The sequence below is a fragment of the Nocardioides sp. NPDC004968 genome, assembly GCF_040608935.1.
GTDB lineage: Bacteria > Actinomycetota > Actinomycetes > Propionibacteriales > Nocardioidaceae > Nocardioides.
In genome coordinates this window covers 148981-167953 of record NZ_JBEXJF010000005.1, presented here as the reverse complement: position 1 = coordinate 167953, position 18973 = coordinate 148981, and the positions used below count along the sequence as shown (strand labels likewise).

Genomic DNA, 18973 nt, shown 5'->3' with positions numbered 1-18973 from the left:
CCCGGAAATCTTCGGACTCAAGGCGGGCCCGGCTCGGCGCGTGCAAGCACCGTGCATTACGTCATCAGGGAGCATCTGTGAGCAAGACCTCGCCACAACCGGCGCTCAGCCGAGCTCAGAAGAAGCCGCGGGTACGGCTGCAGCGGGACGCCAAGCTCGCCGTCCTCCTCTTCTTCCTCGGGTGGGTGATGAGCTACGCCGACAGGCAGCTCATCACCCTCGCACTGCCGTATATCGGCGAGGATCTCTCGCTCACTCCGACACAACAGGGCATGCTCATCTCGGCGTTCTTCGTGACGTACGCGATCGTGCAGATCCCCGGCGGCATCCTCGTCGACAAGGTGGGCGCGAAGCGCACCGCTGTCACGGGCGTGCTCGCCTGGTCCGTCTTCACGGTGGCGACGGGGACCGCTGGATCCTTCGCGGTGATGCTCGCCATCCGGGCGCTGTTCGGCATCGGCGAGGGCGTGTATCCCGCAGCATCCGTGAAGGCCGTTGCCGAGCGCACCAGTTCCGAGCAGCGCATGACCGCGACCGGGTGGATGTACAGCTCGAACGCTGTCGGCACCATCGTCGCCGCGGTCGCGGGAGCGGCGCTCATCGGCGCCATCGGCTGGCAGGGGGCGTTCTTCATCCTCGGGGCCGTCGGCGTGCTCGTCGCGGTGGCGATCGGCTTCTTCCTCCCGAACGCCCGCGCCGACTCCACGGCGGCCATCGAGGTGGAAGAGCAGTCGGACTCGATGATCACCTCCAAGGATCTGTTCCGGTCCCCCGCACTCTGGGGGCACGTGGCCATGTTCTTCGGATACGGGGTCGTCGCATGGGGCATGAGCGCGTGGGTGCCCAGCTATCTCGTCGACGCCCGTGGCATCCCTCTGGGCGTGGTCGCAACGGCTGCGGTGATTCCGGTGCTCGCCGGCGGGGTCGCCTCGGTGCTGGGAGGGCGCCTCGTCGACCGGCTGGGCGGTCGGCACCGCCTGATCATCATCCCGGGGATGCTCGCAAGCATCGTGACGTTGGCGATGATGACGCAGGAGCTGCCCGTCCCCGTCTTCGTCACGCTGATCGGACTGCTCTCGTTCTTCAGCGGAATGTGCTACATGCCTGTGTTCTCGAGCCCCGTCCGCGGGCTTCCCACCGCGGTCGTCGGGACGGCGTACGCCACGATCAGCACCGGCAGCCAGGTCGGCGGCATCCTCACCCCCACGATCATGGGCGTCGTCGTGGAGAACGTCAGCTGGGAGGCGGCCTTCGGCGTCCTCATCGCCGGTTGCGTGATCTGCCTCGTCGCCGCGATGCTCGTGCCCCGCGGGCCGGAGGAGTTCTTCGCCACCTTCACCCGTCGACAGACGGTGACGCCCGATGGCGCCTGACCCTCAGTCCTGGCCCGTGCCGTCGGGCTCCGTGGTGGACCTGTATCGCGATCTGCACCGTCATCCCGAGCTCAGCGGCCAGGAGACACGCACCGCAGCGCGCCTGGCATCAGAGCTGGCCCGTCGGCAGATCAACGTCACCGAAGGCATTGGCGGCACCGGAGTGGTCGGCATGCTCCGGAACGGTGACGGCCCCACCGTTCTCCTCCGCGCCGACATCGACGGTCTCCCCGTCAAAGAGCTGACCGGCGCCCCCTACGCGTCGGCCGCCACCGGCATCGACAGGAACGGGGCGACCGTCCCGGTCATGCATGCCTGCGGCCACGACATGCACGCAGCCGCTCTCATCGGCGCTGTCGATGTCCTGCTGGCGCGTGCCACCGAGTGGGCAGGCACTATCGCCATCGTCTTCCAGCCCGCCGAGGAGACCGGCGAAGGCGCTCTCGCCATGATCGCCGACGGACTCCCCCAGCTCGTGGGGACACCGGTCGTCGCGCTGGGGCAGCATGTGTCGCCGGTGCCGGCCGGTGCCGTCGTGGCCGCCGCGGGCATTTATGGCGCCGCGTCGGACAACTTCCGTATCCGCATCCATGGGGTGGGTGGCCACGCATCGACCCCGGAGGCGGCCGTCGACCCGATCGTGGCCGCGGCGGCGACCGTGATGCGGCTCCAGGCCGTGATCTCGCGGGAGACCGCGGCACACGAGCCCGCCGTCCTCACGGTGTCGTCGATCCATGCGGGTCGTGCCGAGAACGCCATCCCGGACGAGGCGGAGCTCACCGTCAACCTCAGGAGCTTCAGCGCCTCGACCCGGCAGCGTCTCATCACCGCGATGCGTCGGGTGATCGATGCGGAGTCGGCGGCGGCAGGGATGACCCGGCGGCCGAGCATCGAGCGCATCAGCGGCGCGCCCCTGCTCCTGAACGACCCCGACGCCACACGCCGCACGCTCGGCGCGCTCGGCGAATCCGCGCTCGACGCACACCTGGTCACCCAGCCGATGACCGGCAGTGAGGACTTCGGCGCGCTCGGCGAAGCGCTCGGCTGCCCCAGCGTCTTCTGGCACTGGGGTGGCACAGCACCCGACAGATACAGCCCGGCGGAGCTCGCCACGCTCCTGGCCGAGGCACGCTTCCCCGAGCACGTTCCGATGAACCACTCCCCCGAATACCTGCCAGATCTGGATTGGGCGCTTCCCGCCGGCATCCAGGCCATGAGCGCGGCCGCTCTGCACTGGCTTCAACAGCCCAACTTCCGCTCCCCTAGACCAAGGAACACGATGAACGATCTCATCTACCTCTCCGCCACCGAGTGCATCGAGCGATTCCGCACGGGCGCACTCTCACCCGTCGACGTTCTCGAGGCGCAACTGGCCCAGGCGGCTCTCGTCGACGGCTCGCTGAACGCCTTCACCGAGACGATGGCAGATTCCGCTCGTGCGCGAGCGGAGGACTCGGAGCGTCGCTACCGCGACGGCACCGCGCGAGCGTTGGAGGGCGTCACGGTCGCCGCGAAGGAGAAGCACCAGATCGCCGGCATGGAGGTGGTCGAGGCGTCGAATGCCTGGGCCGGCTACACCGCAACGGCGAACGCGCCCGTCATCGACAGGCTCCTGGACGCGGGCGCGATCATCCATGCGCGGACGGCTACCCCCGAGTTCTCCATCGCCGCCTTCACGCACTCCGATCGGTGGGGAGTGACTCGCAACCCCTGGAACACCGCGTTCTCCCCGGGCGGTTCATCCGGTGGGTCCGGGGCAGCCCTTGCGGCGGGGATGACGACTCTCGCCACCGCATCCGACATCGGCGGGTCCACCCGTGGGCCGGCGGCGTTCACGGGGAACGTCGGCTACAAGGCACCCTATGGGCGGATTCCGGGAGCAGGTCCCATGAGCGTCGACTACTACCGCGGCGACGGTCCGATGGGACGTACGGTCGACGACGTCGTGCTCTTCACGAACGTGATCAGCGGGCCCGACCCGCGCGACCACGTCGCGCTTCGGCCCAAGGTCACTCTGCCGTCCAGCTACCCGGGGGTCGAGGGACTACGCATCGCACTCAACCTCGATCTCGGCGGGTTCGTCGTCGCCAACGAGATCCGGGAGAACACCCGTCGCGTCGCGGAAGAGCTCGCCAAGGCCGGCGCGGAGATCGTCGAGGTCGACTTCACCTGGACACGCGAACTCATCATCGGCGCCGCGATGCCGCACTTCGGCCACATGATGGGCGCCATGGTCCACGACGCGATCGGCGGGAGGACGTCGGACCTGAGCGACTACGCCCGTGACTTCGTCGAGCAGACCCGAGAGATCCGCGCGACGGCAGCGATGTTCGATGCTGCGAAGGCCGAGTACGCCGTCCAGCAGGAGCTCGCGCGCGTGATGACCGGGTTCGATGCCCTCCTCTGCCCGACCACGGCGGCGGTCGGGTTCCCCGCGGGCGACACGCTGATCAACGGGATCGACATCGACGGCCACACCGTCTCCGGGCTCGAAGGCACGCTCACCCTTCCGTTCAACATCACCAATCGCTGTCCCGTCCTTGCTGTGCCCAGCGGTCACGCCGAGAACGGGATGCCGACCGGTGTGCAGATCGTCGGCCACACCTACGACGACGCCACGGTCTTCCGCGTCGGAAAGGCAGTCGAGAGGCTGCTTCCGTGGGCGTACACCGACGAGCACCGCCCGCAGTTGTGAGTGCGTCGATGAGGCTCGTTGCTCTCTACCTTCGGGCGAGGAGCAGACGACATTTCGCCACCGTCGATGGTGCCCGTCGGATGCTGGCGAGGGAGAAGACCACCTCGGCGCCGGAACGACTCCGGGCTCGACATGCACTGACCTACGCCCTGCACGAGGGGTTCGGGTGTTGGACCGTCGAACCGCAGCACCCGGACCCCAGCCGGACGGTGATCTATCTGCACGGCGGCGCCTACGTCAACGAGATCTTCCCGCAGCACTGGAGACTCATCGAGCAGATCGCCGACGCAGGTGCCCGAGTGGTCGTCCCGGTGTACGGGCTCGCCCCGCAGCACGGATACCAGGACGCCTACCGTCTTCTCACCGCTGTCTACCGGAGCACGCTGTCGACGACGCGTCCCTCTGACATCGCCATCGCCGGGGACTCCGCCGGCGGGGGCCTTGCCCTGGGGTTCGCTCAGACCCTCATCAGCACCGGGCTGCCACAGCCCGGCCGGCTGGTGCTCATCTCGCCCTGGCTGGACCTCACCCTCCAGAACCCCGACATCGAGCGCGTCGCCCGCAAAGATCCCTGGCTCGCAGTGCCCGGAGCACGCGAATGCGGCCGAGCATGGGCCGCCGGCGATGACCCACACATTCCGCAACTGAGCCCGCTCTACGGAACCTTCGCCGGTCTCGCACACGTCGACGTCTACATCGGCACCCGCGACATCCTGCTCCCCGATGTACTGCTCCTACGTGACCGCGCACCGGACGGTTCCGCCATCACACTGACCATCTGCCCGGGCGGCGTGCACGTGTACCCACTCACGCCCACGCGGGAAGGACGGGCCGCATCCGCCCGGATCGTGGAGTCCCTCGCCGACGGCAGAGTCGAGGTCTGACTCGTCGCGCGTTAGTCAGGCGCCCTGCACCCGGCCGCGGGCGCAGGCGATGAGTTCTCCGAGGTCGAGACCGTACGTCGGGCCAGCACACTGTTCGTACGTCTCGAGCCGACGCGCCGCCCGCTCGATCAGCCGGGAGGCGCCGACGGTGTTGCCGCGCTCGTGGTGGGTCAGGCCGACACACAGCTGGGCCAGGCCCTGCCACAGCTCGCGCTCCTCCTCCGGACACGACTTCCACCGGACCTCAAGGGCCTCGTGGGCGGCGAAGGGGCGTCCGTCGTCGAGCAGACTGCGGGCGTACGTCAGGGTCTCCTCCGGCGGGAGCGGTTCCTCGGAGATGGGCTCGACCCCGACTGCGCCGTACGGCAGCGGACGGCCGAGCGCGTCGCGCGGTCGAGCCTGTTGTGCCCGCCCTTGGTCGTTCCGGTCGCGATCGCTCACCATGTCGGCCTCCTCGGCTCCCACCCTACGGACCCGCTGAGATATCCGATTGCGCGGGACGGCGGGGCCGGTGAGTCTCAGCCCATGGAGTTCTTCTGCTACCACCGCGACCGCCCGGGGTCGACGCCGCTGCGCACCGAGATGGTGGAGGAGCATTGGACCTACATGGACCGGTTCGCCGCGACGATGATCGCCCGCGGCCCGACCTTCACCAGCGACGAGACACTGACCGGGAGCGTGCACATCCTCGACCTCCCGGATCCCACCGCAGCTCGCGCGTTCGCCTTCGAGGAGCCCGGCTACCAGGCTGGCGCCTATCGTGACGTGCTGCTGCGACGGTGGCGCAACACGCTCGGTCGCACCATGTGGGACTTCGGCGACGGCCGGCCTGACCGCAACCGGTACCTCGTACTCGGGTTCTGCGAACCCACGCCAGACGACATCGACCTGCCGGACGGCAACGAGCTGATCGCCTGTGGACCGCTCCTGTCCGACGACGGAGCCGCCGTGTTGGGGGCGGCAGTTCTGCTGGAGACCGCCTCCGCAGGCGATGCACAGCAGACCCTCTCCCCCGCTCGTTTCGCGGCGATCGAGGTCCACCAGTGGGACTTCGGCGGGCGGCCCACGTAGAAGGCCTCCGACCGGTAACGTGAGCGGCATGACCGGCACACCAGGGATCAACGTCGCTGCCCCGCCGTCCGGCACAGGATGCGCCGAGTGCCTCGCGAGCGATTCCGGATGGTGGTTTCACCTTCGACGGTGCGCCGAGTGTGGGCACGTGGGCTGCTGCGACAGTTCCCCGGCGCAGCACGCCAGCCACCACTTCCGCGAGACGGGCCACCGCTACATGCAGAGCTTCGAGCCCGGCGAGACGTGGTTCTGGGACTTCGAGAGCCAGGAGGCGCTCCAGGGACCGGCGTTGGCCGAGCCGACGAGCCGACCCGAGCCGCAGTCACCACCTGCGCCGGCGGATCGCGTCCCACAGGACTGGCGGACGCGCCTGCACTGACGCACGAAGGGCCCCGACCGCAGCTGCGGTCGGGGCCCTTCAGTGAAAATCAGGCGACGCGGACGTTCTCGGCCTGCGGGCCCTTGGGGCCGGCGGTGACGTCGAACTCGACCTTCTGGTTCTCGTCGAGCGACTTGTAACCGCTGGTCTGGATGGCGGAGAAGTGAACGAACACGTCCTCGCCGCCACCGTCCTGCGCGATGAAGCCGAAGCCCTTGTCAGCGTTGAACCACTTGACGGTGCCCTGAGCCATGATCTTTTCCTCTGTTCGGTGCAAGGGACACTGTGTCCCAAGCCGCTGAAGACATCCATCTGTGCTGATGTCCAGCGAACCGAAAACCAGATAAAAGATACAAGCCGCGACGTGGTGTGCGGCCAGGATGGCTTACAGAGCCATCCCTTCAACAAGATCAACAGTACGCCATCAGGCCCGGGATCGTCGTTTCCACGAGATCCCGGGCCCGTCGGATCAGACCCGCGCCGATTCCTCGCGCGATCCAGCAGCGTCCAGCAGCCGGATCGCCTCGTCGAACTCGGCCTCGATGTCCGGGTTCTCCCGGTACGTCGCGAGGCTGACCACGACCGCCACGATCGCGTTGAGCGCGAAGCCCGGCACGATCTCGTACATCTGCGAGCTGAGCGCGTCGATGTTGCCCCACACGACGACCGTCACGGCGCCGACGACCAGACCGGCCAGCGCGCCGGCCGCGGTGAGCTTCCGCCACCACAGCGCCAGCAGGATGATTGGGCCGAAGGAGGCACCGAAGCCCGCCCAGGCATACGCGACCAGGTCGAGCACGGTCCCGCTCTTCGGCCACGCCAGCACAGCGGCCACGACGGCGACCCCGAGCACGGCGAGCCGACCGAACAGGACCAGCTGGCGGTCGGAGGCGTCGTTCTTGAAGACCGCCTTGTAGAGGTCCTCCACCAGCGCCGAGGAGGTCACCAGGAGCTGCGAGGAGATCGTGCTCATGATCGCGGCGAGCACGGCGGCCAGCATGATGCCGGCAACCAGCGGGTGGAAGAGGATCTGGCCCAGCGCGATGAAGACCGCCTCCGGGTCGGTGAGCTCGGCGTCGGGGTTCTGCTGGTAGTAGGCGATGCCGACCAGGGCGGTGCCGACGGCGCCGAAGAGGCTCAGCAGCATCCAGCCGATGCCGATCCGCCGCGCGGACGCGGCCTCCCCCGCCGTACGCAGGGCCATGAACCGGACGATGATGTGCGGCTGGCCGAAGTAGCCCAGCCCCCAGGCCGCCGCCGAGATGACACCGAGCGCGGTGGCGCCCTCGACCATGCTCAGCCGCGACGGGTCGACGGCGCGGACGCTGTCCAGGGTCTCGCCGATCCCGCCGGTCACGAAGACACCGACGACGGGCACCAGGATCAGCGCGAGAAGCATGATCGCGCCCTGCACGAAGTCGGTGTAGGAGACCGCGAGGAAGCCACCGAAGAGCGTGTACGCCACCACGACCCCGGCTACCACCAGCATGCCGGTGTGGAAGTCCGTGCCGAAGGAGCTCTCGAAGAAGACGCCGCCGGCGACCATGCCGGAGGACACGTAGAAGGTGAAGAACACCAGGATGACGGCCCCGGAGGCCATCCGCAGCAGCCGTGAGGTGTCCTTGAGCCGGTTCTCCAGGAAGCTGGGCACGGTGATCGAGTCACCCGAGACCTCGGTGTACGTCCGCAGCCGCGGCGCCACGATCTTCCAGTTGAGCCAGGCGCCGACGGTCAGACCGACAGCGATCCAGCCCTCCATCAGCCCGGTCGCATAGATCGCACCGGGCAGGCCCATGAGCAACCACCCCGACATGTCCGAGGCACCCGCGCTCAACGCACTCACCATCGGGCCGAGATCGCGCCCGCCCAGCATGTAGTCGTCGAGGTTCGAGGTGCGCCGGTACGCCCAGGCGCCGATGCCGAGCATGGCGACCATATAGGCCACCAACGCCAGCATTTGATAGGTCAGGTCTGACATCGAGAAACTCCAAGATCGGGGGAATGCCGCCGCAGAACCTAACCCGTAGACCGCGTTTGACTGTGATCGGCACCTCACGACTGCGCTACGCCACGCCTGAGGTCGCTTGACACCGGCTCGGACGACGGCCAGGCACGGCTTCCGATGCGCGGCGACGTCGGATGCCCTACGGTCTCCCGACGTGACTACGACTGTCGTTGTGACCGCGATGGGCATCCTCGCCACCCTCCTCGGAGCCTGGTGGGGTGCGTACTGGCAGCACCGGAACTCCCGCGACCTCCAGCTGCTGGATGCCAGGGTCCGCGTCTACGGCGAGTGCGCTGCGAGCCTGTACGAGTTCGAGCGCGTCACCTACAGCCGCGTCAAGGCTCGCCTCGCCGACCTCCCCGCAGCCGAGCGGGAGTCGTTGCGACAGGAGGCGTACCGCAACAACTCAGCCGCTCGCGCGGCCATCGGTCAGCTGAGCATCCTCAGCGCGGGCGGGAAGATCCCCAAGGGATTCGAAGCCCTCCGTCAGGCGATCGGCGACCTCAACGACGCACCTGGTCTCGACGAGCTCAGGGAGCGGCACGACGAGATCTACGTGGAGCTCGACCGAGTCCTGGAGCAGGCGCGCGCCGACCTCGCGCGTTAGCTCACCCGGCGGTAGCCATTGCTGGTCGCGGGCTCCGATCGGTCACCCACAGCAAACGGCTGCCTGCCGCAACGATGAGCGACGGGCTGCAGATCGGGCGATGGCGACGGCACGGGTGACTGCCTTCTTCCAGGTGCTGGGGTGGCAGCAGCGAGCGATCGCAGCCAGCCTGGCATTACGGGCGTGCTCGATCCGATCGCCGATCTGCTGTTCGGCAACCGCGCTGGTGAGGTCTACTGGTCTCACGGGATCTCCTCCTCTCGGATGATCGTCGTTTCGCGTCCGGCCGACAGTCAGCAACAGGCGGCCTCGGCCGGCACAGGTGCAGCCACGGCGGAGGACCCGCAGCACGATGACCCACCGGTCTCTGTTGCGTTGAAGGTCTCGCTGTCGGCGAGCACGGTGTAGACCTCCCACCGCTCGCCGTTCGGGGCGTTCTCGACCCAGAACTTGTCCTGCTTGGCGTAGCAGCAGGTGGTGGCGCGCTCGTCGACCGATGCGAACCCGGCGGCGTTCAGCCGGTTCTGCTCGGCGTCGACCGTGTCGGTGTCGGCCACCTCGACGCCGAGGTGGTTGATGGTGCCGCCCCGGCCGGCGTTCTGGACGAGAACCAGCTTGAGAGGCGGCTCGGTCACCGCGAAGTTGGCGTAGCCGGGCTTGGTCTTGGCCGGCTCGACACCGAACAGGGTCGAGTAGAACGCGACCGACTCCTCGAGATCGTCGACGTTGAGCGCGAGCTGGATACGGGACATGGCTCCTCCTGAGTGAGATATCGATGGTTGTCGATATGAGATCTTGCACCTCATATCGACAACTGTCAATGCTTTAGGAGCTCAACTCGTCACTCGCGCTCAGCCGCGATCGGCGTGAGGGCGAAGCCGGCGGCGGCGAGGCTGGCCGAGTGGAAGCGCCAGATCAGTCGATCATGGAACGCCGAGCCCAGGTCCGGAAGCTGTTCGAGGTCCTCGTCCGTCATCGGCTGAGGAGTTCTGCCGGCACTGGCAGCGCGGAGGATCATCTGGGCCAGGGCGTCCATGCTCAGCGCACGACCAAGCGCCTCCTCGACGCTGGTGCCGGTGGTCACGATGCCGTGACCGCGTAGAACACAGCTGCCCTTGTCCCCCATAACGTCGACGAGTTCGCGTCCCAGCTCAGGAGTGTTGACAAGGACGCTGCGAGGGTAGGTCGGAATCCCCTCGCGGGCCATCCGCGCGGCTCGGATGTCGTACGCCCCGACGACCGGCGTCAGTTCGAGTCCGGCCAGGCTCAGAGCGACAACGGTAGGCGGATGGGCGTGCAGCACGACCTCCACGTCGGGCCGAGCGCTGAGGATCTCGGTATGGATGTGGACCTCGTTGGGCACCGCCCACCCATCGTCGACGTCGAGCAGATTCCCGGCACGGTCTGTCGCGCGAATGTCATCGGGGACCGTGAAGAGGAGTCCTTGTTCCTCGGGCCCGCGACAGCGGATGAGCAGGCCGTCTCCGTGTCGGCTGCTGATGTGTCCGAGGATGTCCTCGCACAGGCCACGGAATCCTGCGATGCGACAACCGGTGGCGATCCGGTGTTGAAGGTCTTGACGCAGTCCAGTGCTGGTCATCGAGCGCTCTCCGTCCTGAAGTGTAAGTCGGCGAGGAGGGCCCTGGAGTGATCCGGAGCCCTCCCTGCCGAGGCTGTCCTCGCACCCCTAGCCGGCTCAGCCGCCCACGAGCTCGCGGTAGGCGCGGTCCCAGCGGTCGTAGTCCTCGAGCATGTCGCCCTCCGGGACCGGGATCGTCTCGACGCCCTCGAGCGGATCGCCCTCCTGCGGCACGGCGGTCGAGCGGAAGTCCTCGGCGATGTACTGCTGCCCCTCGCTGAGCAGGAAGTCCATGAAGAGCGTCGCCGCGGCCGGGTGCTTGGCCGTCGCCATCAGGCCGGCGCCGTTGGGTCGGGTCACGACCGGGGCGACGTACTCCTCACCACGCTTCCACGTCACCGGAGCCTTGTCCTCACCAGCCAGGCCGTCGACGGTGTGCGAGTAGCTGGACAGGACCACGTGCAGCTTGCCTGCGGCAAGCATGTCGCCCATCGTGCTGTGCCCCTTCTCGACCGACGCGTTGGCGGCGATGTCGGTCCACATCTTGTCGACCTCCGCCTGGGACTTCCCCTGGTCGAGGTAGTAGTTCGAGACCGCCGCGTACCAGTCGACGTCGCCGATCTCGAGCGCGACCTTGCCGTCCCATTTCGGGTCGGCGAAGTCGGCTACCTCGCCTGGGATCTCGGAGGACTTCACCTTGTCGGTGTTCCAGGCGACGACGAAGGCGTTGAAGCGGTCGGCGGTCCAGCCTTCGAGCTGGCCGTCCTCGCGCACCGCGTCGCGGTACTCGCTCTCGTAGTCGTAGAGGAAGCCCTCCTGCGCCAAGATGTTGAGCTCGCCGGAGTTGGTCTCGACCAGGTCGGTGCTGACGTTGCCGGAGTTGCCCTCGGTCGTCAGCCGCTGCAGCACGGTCTCGGAGTTGCCGCGCGTGGGCTCGACCGTGATGTCGTACTTCTTCTCGAACGCCTCCACGAGAGAGTCCATGTCCGTGTTGGACGTGTAGAGGACGAGCTTGCCCTCCTCCTCTGCCATCTCGACGAGCTTGTCGGTCCGCTCCTCGCCCGAGAGCCCGTTGATCTCGTCGTACACCTCCTTGGCGTGGTCATCGACCTTGGGTGCGCCCACCCCTGCGGTCGGCGACCCGCCACATGCTGTCAGCACCATCGCGGCCGCCAGAACGGCGGCGGCCAGTGGGGTCTTCCTCTTCATCTCATCTCCTGGGGAACCGGCAGCAACCCTTTTGGGTTGATGGTATAACCATTACAGTGATGCCTATCACATATACCGAGCCACCGGAAGAGGAGTGAGCGTGTCGACCGAGACAACGACCGAGACGGTGTGGCAGGAGCCGACCGAGCACCACAGGGCCGGCTTCGGCGACTTCCAGAAGCAGCCCATGCCGTACGACACGTTCATGGAGTCCGAGGGGATCCCGGTCTTCCGCGGGCTGGGCGTGCGGACGGTGACGGACCTCCCGCGCGAGGACTGGGACCGCAAGGGCGGGCGCGGCAGCTACATCCAGACGTACGGCACCGAGACCAAGTGGGGTCACTTCGTCGTCGAGGTCCCGGCCGGTGGTGCGCTGAACCCCGAGAAGCACATGTTCGAGGAGATCTACCTCGCCGTCGAGGGCCGCGGCACCTGTGAGGTCTGGCAGGAGGGAGACGTCAACAAGCACGTCTTCGAGTGGCAGCGGGGCTCGATGTTCTCGATCCCGATGAACGCCTGGTTCCGCATCGTCAACGCCACCTCGAAGCCCGCGATCCTGATGGCGGGCAACACCGCGCCCAACGTGCTGAACCAGCTCAACAACGTGGAAGCCGTGTTCAGCAACCCGTTCGTCTTCCGCGAGCGCTTCAGCGGGGCAGACGACTTCTTCAAGTACCGCGAGGAGATCGAGCCCGACCCGGTGCGCGGCCTCGCGATGCGGCGTACGAACTTCATCCCCGACGTCATCGACTGCGACCTGCCGCTGGACAACCGCCGCTCCCCCGGCTACCGCCGCGTCGAGCCCTACATGACCGACAACCAGTTCTACTACTGGATCGGCCAGCACGAGAACGGCCGCTACTCGAAGGCGCACGCGCACACCTCCGCCGCGATCCTGATCTGCCTGAAGGGCCACGGCTACACCTACACCTGGCCCGAGCACCTAGGCCCGACGCCGTGGGCCGACGGCAACGGCGACCAGGTACAGCGTCTCGACTACGAGCGGTTCGGCTTCATCACCGCCGCGCCGGGCGGCCAGCGCTGGTACCACCAGCACTTCAGCGCGTCGAAGGAGCCGTTCCGGCTCAGCGCCTGGTTCGGCCCGCACAACCCGGGCCGCGACCCCGGCGCCCCCGGCGCCAAGCACACCGACTACACGGCCCGCGATCTGCACGAGGGCGGCACCGCCATCGCGTACTGGCAGGAGGACCCGCACATCCGCACGGAGTACGAGGCGACGCTCGAGAAGAACGGCGTCGAGCTCCGGATGGATCCGAGCTGGTACGAGCGTCCCGAAGGCATCGACTGGGACCCGAGCGAGCGCCAGATGGCCGATGGCCTTCAGTGAGCCCTCGGAGCTGACTCCGATCGGCCACACCGGCGGCCGGATCTTCACCAGCGGAGGGCGCAGCCTGGTGCTGGAGGACGACGAGATCCGGCTCGTCAGCGTCGGCGTCGACATCGGCTCCTCGACCACCCACATGGTGCTGTCCCGGATCGTTCTGGAGCGGCGGGACAACCGATACCTGGTCACCTCACGCGAGGTGACGCACGAGTCGGACGTTCTGCTCACGCCCTACCGCACCGGCGACACGGCCGGCGACACTCTCGACGGCGAAGCGCTGCGGGAGTTCTTCGATCGGCAGTACGCCGAGGCGGGTGTGTCGCCGGACGAGATCGACACCGGCGCACTGATCATGACCGGCGTGGCCGTACGCCGCACCAACTCGCGCATCATCGCCGACGTGTTCTCTCAGGTCGCGGGCCGGTTCGTCTCCGTCAGCGCCGGCGACGCGCTGGAGACGCAGCTGTCGGCCTTCGGGTCGGGAGCGGCGTCCAGATCGGAGGCCAACGGCAACCGCACGATGAACATCGACATCGGCGGCGGCACGTCCAAGATCGCCGTCTGCGGGGATGGTGAGGTGCAGGCGGTGACCGCGATCGACGTCGGCGCCCGCATCCTCGCCTTCGACACGGAGGGCCGCGTCACCCGTATCGAGGAGGCCGCCCGTCGGCTCGCGGCCGAGGCCGGTCTCGAGCTGGTGATGGGCGCGGCCCCTGATGCCGATGGCCTCTCGCGGCTCGTCGAACTCATGGCGGACCACCTGTTCGCCGCGATGCAGAGCGGTCCGACGCCGCGCGCGACGGCTGACCTGATGCGCCTGGATCCGCTGCCCGCGGGTCCCGCTCCGGATGCGATCTCCTTCTCCGGCGGCGTGGCGGAGTACGTCTACGGGCGCGACCAGCGCGACCACGGCGACCTCGGTCTACGCCTGGCGACGGCGATCCGTGAGCGCGTCTCCGAGTGGGGGCCCGAGCTGCAGGTCGCCGAGCAGGGCATCCGTGCCACCGTCGTCGGCGCCTCGCAGTACACGGTGCAGGTGAGCGGGACAACGATCTTCGTGGAGCCGGCCTCGCTGCTGCCGCTGCGCAACGTACCCGTGCTCATGCCACGGCTGCCGCTGACGCATGAGGAGCTCGATGCCGACGAGATCACGGTGGCCGTGAAGGAGGCCCTGCAGACCTTCGACTCGCTGCCGAAGAAGCAGCCGGTCGCCCTGTGCTACCGCTGGGAGGGATCGGCCACCTTCGGCCGGCTCGACGCGTTCTGCCGAGGCGTGGCCGCGGGCATGGCCGAATACACCAGCAACGGCCTGCCGTTGGTGCTGGTCGGCGACGGCGACGTCGGCGGGCTGGTCGGCATCCACGTCAATGAGGAGCTGGGACTGCCCACATCGGTGGTTTCCATCGACGGGCTCACTCTCCAGGCGTTCGACTTCATCGACATCGGCGAGCTCCTGGCGGCATCGGGTGCCGTACCTGTGGTGATCAAGTCGCTGGTCTTCCCGGCCACCGCGGCACTGGGTCGCGAGGGGGCAGCCGTCTGACGGCCCGGGCTCGGCATCGGCCCGGGGGTCACTCGCTGACGGGAACCTGCACAGTCATGCGGAACCTACGGGCGAACGCGGCGAACGCGGCCCGCAGATCGCGCTCGCGGTAGCGGCGCACACGGACCTCACTCGGCTGGATCATGAGGGGGCTGACAGCGTCCTGGGTGTAGAGCTGGTTCATGGTTTCCTCCGCTTCGGTGCCTGGATCTCAGGCGCCCGACCACCATAACCACGAAATGGTCTAACCAATGCGATGGCGGCTACGTGTGCTTGCTCACGTAGCCGCCACGACACTGGCGCGCGGTCGCTGTTCCCCGCTCAGCCGATCATCCGGTCGCCGAAGACCAGCGACTTGATGGTGACCGGGACGGTGCCCGACGGCTGACGTACGCGACCGAGGTCGACATAGTCGAAGTCGCGCAGCTGCAGCCCGTCGAGCACGAGCAGGCCACCGTCGACACCGAGCTCGTCGCGCAGGATCCGGCCGAGGGTCAGACCGATATCGGCATCGAGAACGAGGTACGTCGCACAGCCGCGCTCGAGACGCGCCGCCAGGCCCTCGCGTACGCCCTCTGCCAGAGCCCGCAACCGCGGGTAGGCCGGGGCGCCGCTCCACGTCAGCGCGAGCGCGATGTCGTCGCTCGGCTCCACCCCGAAGGCCGCCAGGTGGCCCCGGATCGCACCCGCGATCGTGCCGGCGTCCACGGGACCCATCGGGTCCTCATCGAGCGTGTAGGCCGGCGCGACCACCTGGAGGTTGCGCTGCGGCAGCAGCTTCTCCGCGTCGTCGCGGTGGGTGGTGATGCCACTGAGCTGGACGGTGTACTCCGAGGCCCCGAGCACGGTCGCTCTGATCCGCTCGGCCGCGGGGAGCAGGGTCAGTCCGGCGTCGTCGACCCGCTGCCGCAGCGCCGCGCCCAGCCGTAGGCCCAGATCACCGAAGTCGCGGGTCTCCGCACCATAGACGTACTCCCCCACTCCTCCGGAGAAGACCAGCCCGTCCAGAGCGACGAGGTCGACGGGCAGGGGCTCGGTGAGCCACAGGTCGGGGTCGCCTTCGCCGCCGAGCAGCGCGAGCACGGCGTCGGCCATCTCCTCGGCCACCGCCGTCAGGCCGGGGTCGTCGACCTGTCCGCCGAGCGCGAGCCCGACACCGGCAGAGACGCCGTGGCGCTGCCCGGCCGGCTCCAGCCGCGTGATCCGGCCGGCGTCGTGGGCCAGCAGCCGCCCCCCGACATGCAGAGCCGCCGTCGCGAGCACCTTGCCGTCCTCGACCAAGCTCAGCTTCGTCGTACCGCCACCGATGTCGACATTGAGCAGCCTGCCACCACGGTCGTGCGAGGTCTGCACCGCACCCGAGCCGTACGCCGCCAGCATCGCCTCCATGTGGTGCCCCGCCGTGGCGCAGACCAGGTCTCCGGCCCGCTCCGCCACGACCGTGCCGATCGCCTCGGAGTTCTCCCGACGCAGCGCCTCGCCGGTCAGGATCACCACCCCGGTGTCGATCTCGTCGGGACTCAGCCCCGCCTGCCCGTACGCCTTGTCGAGCAGGTCACCGAGCGCAGCGGCATCGATGGTGAGATCGGCGGCGTAAGGCGTGAGGTAGAGCTCCGACTGGTAGAGCGTGTCCCGCTCGACCACGATGTAGCGGCTGGTCAGGTCCTCACCCTTGCGCCGCAGCACCAGCCGGGAGAAGGCCACCTGGGTCCCGGCGGACCCGATGTCCACGCCCACGCTGAGCATCTCCACGTTGTCCCGCAGCCAGATCGGGTTGTCGGCGAACGCGGCGGCCAGGTCCCGCGCGTCGAGCTCGTCGTGCGCGTGGTCGTGCCCGTGGTCGTGGTCGTGGTGATGCCCGTCGTGAGCGTGGTTCATCGGGTCGGTCTCACTCCCCGTGCTTCGGCGGCAGGTCGGCGAGCTCGGCCTCGTACGCAGCGTCCATCTGCGGGGTCAGGCCGTTCTCGGCCAGAGCCTTGGAGAAGGTGTCGCGCACGAGCGAGGACTCGTCGGCGTAGTCGATCTGGTCGCCACCGATGCGCTGGCTGATCCAGGCCTTCGGGACGCCCTGGGCGTTGCGGATGGAGACGACCTCGTGCTTGAAGGCGAGGTAGCGGGCCGGCTCGGAGCCGGTGTTGAAGTGCTGGTGGTACCACATGTTCGGCGGCACGATCATCGAGCCGGCCTTCCACTCGTAGCGCCTGGGCTCCTCGCCCTCGGGCCACATCAGCGAGTAGCCCTCACCCGACAGGATGATGACGTGCGCACCCGGGCCGTGACGGTGACCCTTCTTGTACGTCGCGGTCGGGAACTGCGAGATGTGGCTGTTCATCGAGCCGCGCGCCATCGAGAAGCGGATGTGGCCTCCGCCGGCGCCGCGCTCCTTGGCGGCGATCAGCGGGAGGCTGACCGAGTCCCACACGAAGTTGGTCTTCAGCAGAAGCCCGTCCTGCTCGTCCTTGTTGTCGAAGTAGTCCGGCTCCCCGTTGAACCGGGAGGGGAAGTCGTAGGACGTGTTGAAGACGAACTCGGGGTCGTCGTACATGTTGATGATCGGCGGAGCGTTCGTCGAGGAGACGAAGCGGGCCACCTCGGTGCCGGAGCCGTTGAAGTGCTGGTGCACCGTATTGAGCGGGATCGCGAAGATCGAGCCGGGACCCCACTCGAAGGTCACCTTCTTCCCGGCGTCGTTCCACACCGAGGTCGAGCCGTGGCCCGACAGCACCAGGATCATCTCCTCGAAGAGCTGGCGCTGCGGCTCGAGCGCACCACCTGCGGGGATCTCGGCGACGTAGCAGTCGTTGGAGGTCCGGGATGCCTCGTGGTTGATGAACACACCCCGGCCACCGCGGCGGGCCCACGGCTTGAGCTCGACTGTCTTGAGGTCCTCCACGTAATGGGCCGCGATGATGTCGAGGCCCTCGTCGGCGACCCAGCGGACGTACGGGCTGTCCTTCTCGGTCTTGAACTTCTTCGCCAGATCGTCGGAGACGATCGCGTCCTTCTTGGCCACTGTCATTCCTCTTTCACTGTTTCGGATTTGATCAAGCTTGTTGGTGGGCGGGGGCCTTCGCCCCCGCGTATTCGCGGACGACGTTCGCCCGAGGCAGGAAGGTCACTGCGTAGAGCGCCGTCAGGATCCCGCCGGCGGTGAGCGCTGTGACAGGACCGAGCGACGCGGCGACCTTGCCCATCAAGGCGTCACCAAGCGCCGGGCCCCCGCGCGAGGCCATCTGGTAGATCGAGGTGACCCGGCCCCGCACCTCGTCTGGCGTCTCCAGCTGCACCGCCGCGTGCCGGATGGTGGTGGTGACGGCGTCGAAGGCGCCGAGCAGCAGGCAGGCCGGCAGCGCGACCCAGAACACCCCAGCGTGCGCGAGCAGGATGGCCGCTCCCCCGTACATGACCGTCGCCGCCAGCAGGATCCGGCCGAGCCGGTTGCTCCTGGAGACGAGCTTGAAGATCGTGTACGACGCCAGCAACGCTCCCGCGGACGGAGCCGCCGCGAGGATGCCATAGCCGCTCGGCCCCACGTGCAGGATCTCGGTGGCGACCGCCGGCAGCAGCACCCGGTAGGCACTGAACAGCGTCGCCGAGAGGTCCAGCGACATCAGCATCCAGATGATGGAGCGGCCCCTGATGTAGTCCACGCCGTCCTTCATCTGCGCCCATATCGACTCGTCCTTGGGCGAGCCCGGCAGATGAGGCACCTCGATGAACGCCAGCGCGACTACCATCGCGAGGTAGGACAGCGCATCGAAGCCGTACATCAGCTCCGGTCCACCCACCGCGATGAGCACCCCACCCAGCCCCGGGCCGATCAGGATGGCCAGCTCGCGGGACGGGTTGAGCAGAGCGAACGCCTGGGGCAGCTGTTCGCGCGGCACCATCGCCGGGATCAGAGCCTGCCGGGCCGGTGAGTCGAAGGTCGCCGCCGCCGTGATCAGGATGACCGCGACATAGATGAGCCAGATGTTCACCGCACCGGTCGCAGTCAGGACCGCCAGTCCCAGCGCGACCAGCATGGCGACCGCCTGCGCCGCCTGGAGCAGCTTGCGCCGATCCAGGCGGTCGGCGTAGACGCCACCGAGCGGCGAGAGCACCAGCAGAGCGACCGCCTGGGCGGCCCCCACGAGACCGGTCTGCGCGTACGAACCCGTCAATTGATAGACGTGGTAGAGGACGGCCGCGATGGTCCCGCGGGTGCCGATCTCCGACAGGATGACTCCAGCCCAGTAGAGGTTGAAGCCGCGGTGCCGAAGAACCTCAGGGAGTGCCAAGGC

The 18973-nt window shown here is 68.0% G+C and carries 18 protein-coding genes; 8 read left to right on the top strand and 10 right to left on the bottom strand.

What is annotated here, in order from left to right; genetic code table 11:
* Nucleotides 1–77 precede the first annotated feature (77 nt).
* The 3 genes from ABZU72_RS08650 to ABZU72_RS08640 are packed head-to-tail and all read left to right on the top strand — an operon-like array spanning nucleotide 78 to nucleotide 4952.
* The gene (locus tag ABZU72_RS08650; protein WP_355018442.1) at nucleotides 78–1373 is read left to right on the top strand and encodes an MFS transporter; all 1296 of its coding nucleotides are present in this window, start codon (nucleotides 78–80) and stop codon (nucleotides 1371–1373) included.
* Nucleotides 1363–4068: an amidohydrolase gene (locus tag ABZU72_RS08645; RefSeq protein WP_355018441.1), complete on the top strand. Its 2706-nt coding sequence runs from the start codon at nucleotides 1363–1365 to the stop codon at nucleotides 4066–4068. Before ABZU72_RS08650 ends, ABZU72_RS08645 begins: the two co-directional genes overlap by 11 nt.
* 8 nt (nucleotides 4069–4076) lie before the next feature.
* Nucleotides 4077–4952 (top strand): alpha/beta hydrolase fold domain-containing protein, encoded by an 876-nt coding sequence (locus tag ABZU72_RS08640; RefSeq protein WP_355018440.1) that lies wholly within the window; start codon nucleotides 4077–4079, stop codon nucleotides 4950–4952.
* Between the two features lie 15 nt (nucleotides 4953–4967).
* Here ABZU72_RS08640 and ABZU72_RS08635 read toward each other — a convergent pair whose 3' ends face one another.
* Nucleotides 4968–5396, bottom strand: a complete 429-nt coding sequence (locus ABZU72_RS08635; RefSeq protein ID WP_355018439.1) for a DUF309 domain-containing protein — start codon at nucleotides 5394–5396, stop codon at nucleotides 4968–4970.
* A gap of 81 nt (nucleotides 5397–5477) precedes the next feature.
* Between ABZU72_RS08635 and ABZU72_RS08630 the strand changes: the two genes are divergently transcribed.
* Together ABZU72_RS08630 and ABZU72_RS08625 are read left to right on the top strand one after the other, a co-directional pair.
* Nucleotides 5478–6023: a YciI family protein gene (locus tag ABZU72_RS08630; protein ID WP_355018438.1), complete on the top strand. Its 546-nt coding sequence runs from the start codon at nucleotides 5478–5480 to the stop codon at nucleotides 6021–6023.
* Nucleotides 5944–6402 (top strand): UBP-type zinc finger domain-containing protein, encoded by a 459-nt coding sequence (locus ABZU72_RS08625; protein ID WP_355018437.1) that lies wholly within the window; start codon nucleotides 5944–5946, stop codon nucleotides 6400–6402. The genes ABZU72_RS08630 and ABZU72_RS08625 overlap by 80 nt, the downstream gene beginning before the upstream one ends.
* A 49-nt stretch (nucleotides 6403–6451) precedes the next feature.
* Here the strand turns inward: ABZU72_RS08625 and ABZU72_RS08620 are convergent, their stop codons facing one another.
* A complete protein-coding gene (locus tag ABZU72_RS08620; RefSeq protein WP_141804077.1) occupies nucleotides 6452–6655 on the bottom strand; it encodes a cold-shock protein in 204 nt (67 codons plus the stop codon).
* A gap of 216 nt (nucleotides 6656–6871) precedes the next feature.
* Nucleotides 6872–8380 carry a sodium/proline symporter PutP gene (putP, locus tag ABZU72_RS08615; protein ID WP_355018436.1) on the bottom strand — a complete coding sequence of 503 codons (1509 nt, stop codon included), beginning with the start codon at nucleotides 8378–8380 and terminating at the stop codon, nucleotides 6872–6874.
* Nucleotides 8381–8561: 181 nt separating this feature from the next.
* On the opposite strand from putP, the gene ABZU72_RS08610 reads away from it, so the two are divergent.
* Entirely contained in the window at nucleotides 8562–9014 is a 453-nt protein-coding gene (locus ABZU72_RS08610; RefSeq protein WP_355018435.1) for a hypothetical protein, read from the top strand.
* A gap of 293 nt (nucleotides 9015–9307) precedes the next feature.
* Here ABZU72_RS08610 and ABZU72_RS08605 read toward each other — a convergent pair whose 3' ends face one another.
* The 3 genes from ABZU72_RS08605 to ABZU72_RS08595 all read right to left on the bottom strand — a co-directional run bounded on the left by ABZU72_RS08605 (nucleotide 9308) and on the right by ABZU72_RS08595 (nucleotide 11802).
* Nucleotides 9308–9766 carry an ArsI/CadI family heavy metal resistance metalloenzyme gene (locus ABZU72_RS08605; RefSeq protein ID WP_355018434.1) on the bottom strand — a complete coding sequence of 153 codons (459 nt, stop codon included), beginning with the start codon at nucleotides 9764–9766 and terminating at the stop codon, nucleotides 9308–9310.
* An 89-nt stretch (nucleotides 9767–9855) separates the two neighbouring features.
* A complete protein-coding gene (locus ABZU72_RS08600) occupies nucleotides 9856–10614 on the bottom strand; it encodes a class II aldolase/adducin family protein (RefSeq protein WP_355018433.1) in 759 nt (252 codons plus the stop codon).
* A 96-nt stretch (nucleotides 10615–10710) separates the two neighbouring features.
* The gene (locus ABZU72_RS08595; RefSeq protein ID WP_355018432.1) at nucleotides 10711–11802 is read right to left on the bottom strand and encodes an extracellular solute-binding protein; all 1092 of its coding nucleotides are present in this window, start codon (nucleotides 11800–11802) and stop codon (nucleotides 10711–10713) included.
* A 100-nt stretch (nucleotides 11803–11902) separates the two neighbouring features.
* Between ABZU72_RS08595 and ABZU72_RS08590 the strand changes: the two genes are divergently transcribed.
* The gene (locus ABZU72_RS08590) at nucleotides 11903–13150 is read left to right on the top strand and encodes a hypothetical protein (protein ID WP_355018431.1); all 1248 of its coding nucleotides are present in this window, start codon (nucleotides 11903–11905) and stop codon (nucleotides 13148–13150) included.
* Nucleotides 13137–14690 carry an ethanolamine ammonia-lyase reactivating factor EutA gene (locus ABZU72_RS08585; RefSeq protein WP_355018430.1) on the top strand — a complete coding sequence of 518 codons (1554 nt, stop codon included), beginning with the start codon at nucleotides 13137–13139 and terminating at the stop codon, nucleotides 14688–14690. Before ABZU72_RS08590 ends, ABZU72_RS08585 begins: the two co-directional genes overlap by 14 nt.
* A gap of 28 nt (nucleotides 14691–14718) precedes the next feature.
* Here the strand turns inward: ABZU72_RS08585 and ABZU72_RS08580 are convergent, their stop codons facing one another.
* The 4 genes from ABZU72_RS08580 to ABZU72_RS08565 all read right to left on the bottom strand — a co-directional run bounded on the left by ABZU72_RS08580 (nucleotide 14719) and on the right by ABZU72_RS08565 (nucleotide 18970).
* Nucleotides 14719–14874 (bottom strand): hypothetical protein, encoded by a 156-nt coding sequence (locus ABZU72_RS08580; RefSeq protein WP_355018429.1) that lies wholly within the window; start codon nucleotides 14872–14874, stop codon nucleotides 14719–14721.
* 137 nt (nucleotides 14875–15011) lie between these two features.
* A complete protein-coding gene (locus ABZU72_RS08575) occupies nucleotides 15012–16568 on the bottom strand; it encodes an ethanolamine ammonia-lyase reactivating factor EutA (RefSeq protein WP_355018428.1) in 1557 nt (518 codons plus the stop codon).
* A 10-nt stretch (nucleotides 16569–16578) separates the two neighbouring features.
* Nucleotides 16579–17703 carry a hypothetical protein gene (locus ABZU72_RS08570; RefSeq protein ID WP_355018427.1) on the bottom strand — a complete coding sequence of 375 codons (1125 nt, stop codon included), beginning with the start codon at nucleotides 17701–17703 and terminating at the stop codon, nucleotides 16579–16581.
* 31 nt (nucleotides 17704–17734) lie between these two features.
* Nucleotides 17735–18970 carry an MFS transporter gene (locus ABZU72_RS08565; RefSeq protein ID WP_355018426.1) on the bottom strand — a complete coding sequence of 412 codons (1236 nt, stop codon included), beginning with the start codon at nucleotides 18968–18970 and terminating at the stop codon, nucleotides 17735–17737.
* Between the last annotated feature and the right edge of the window lie 3 nt (nucleotides 18971–18973).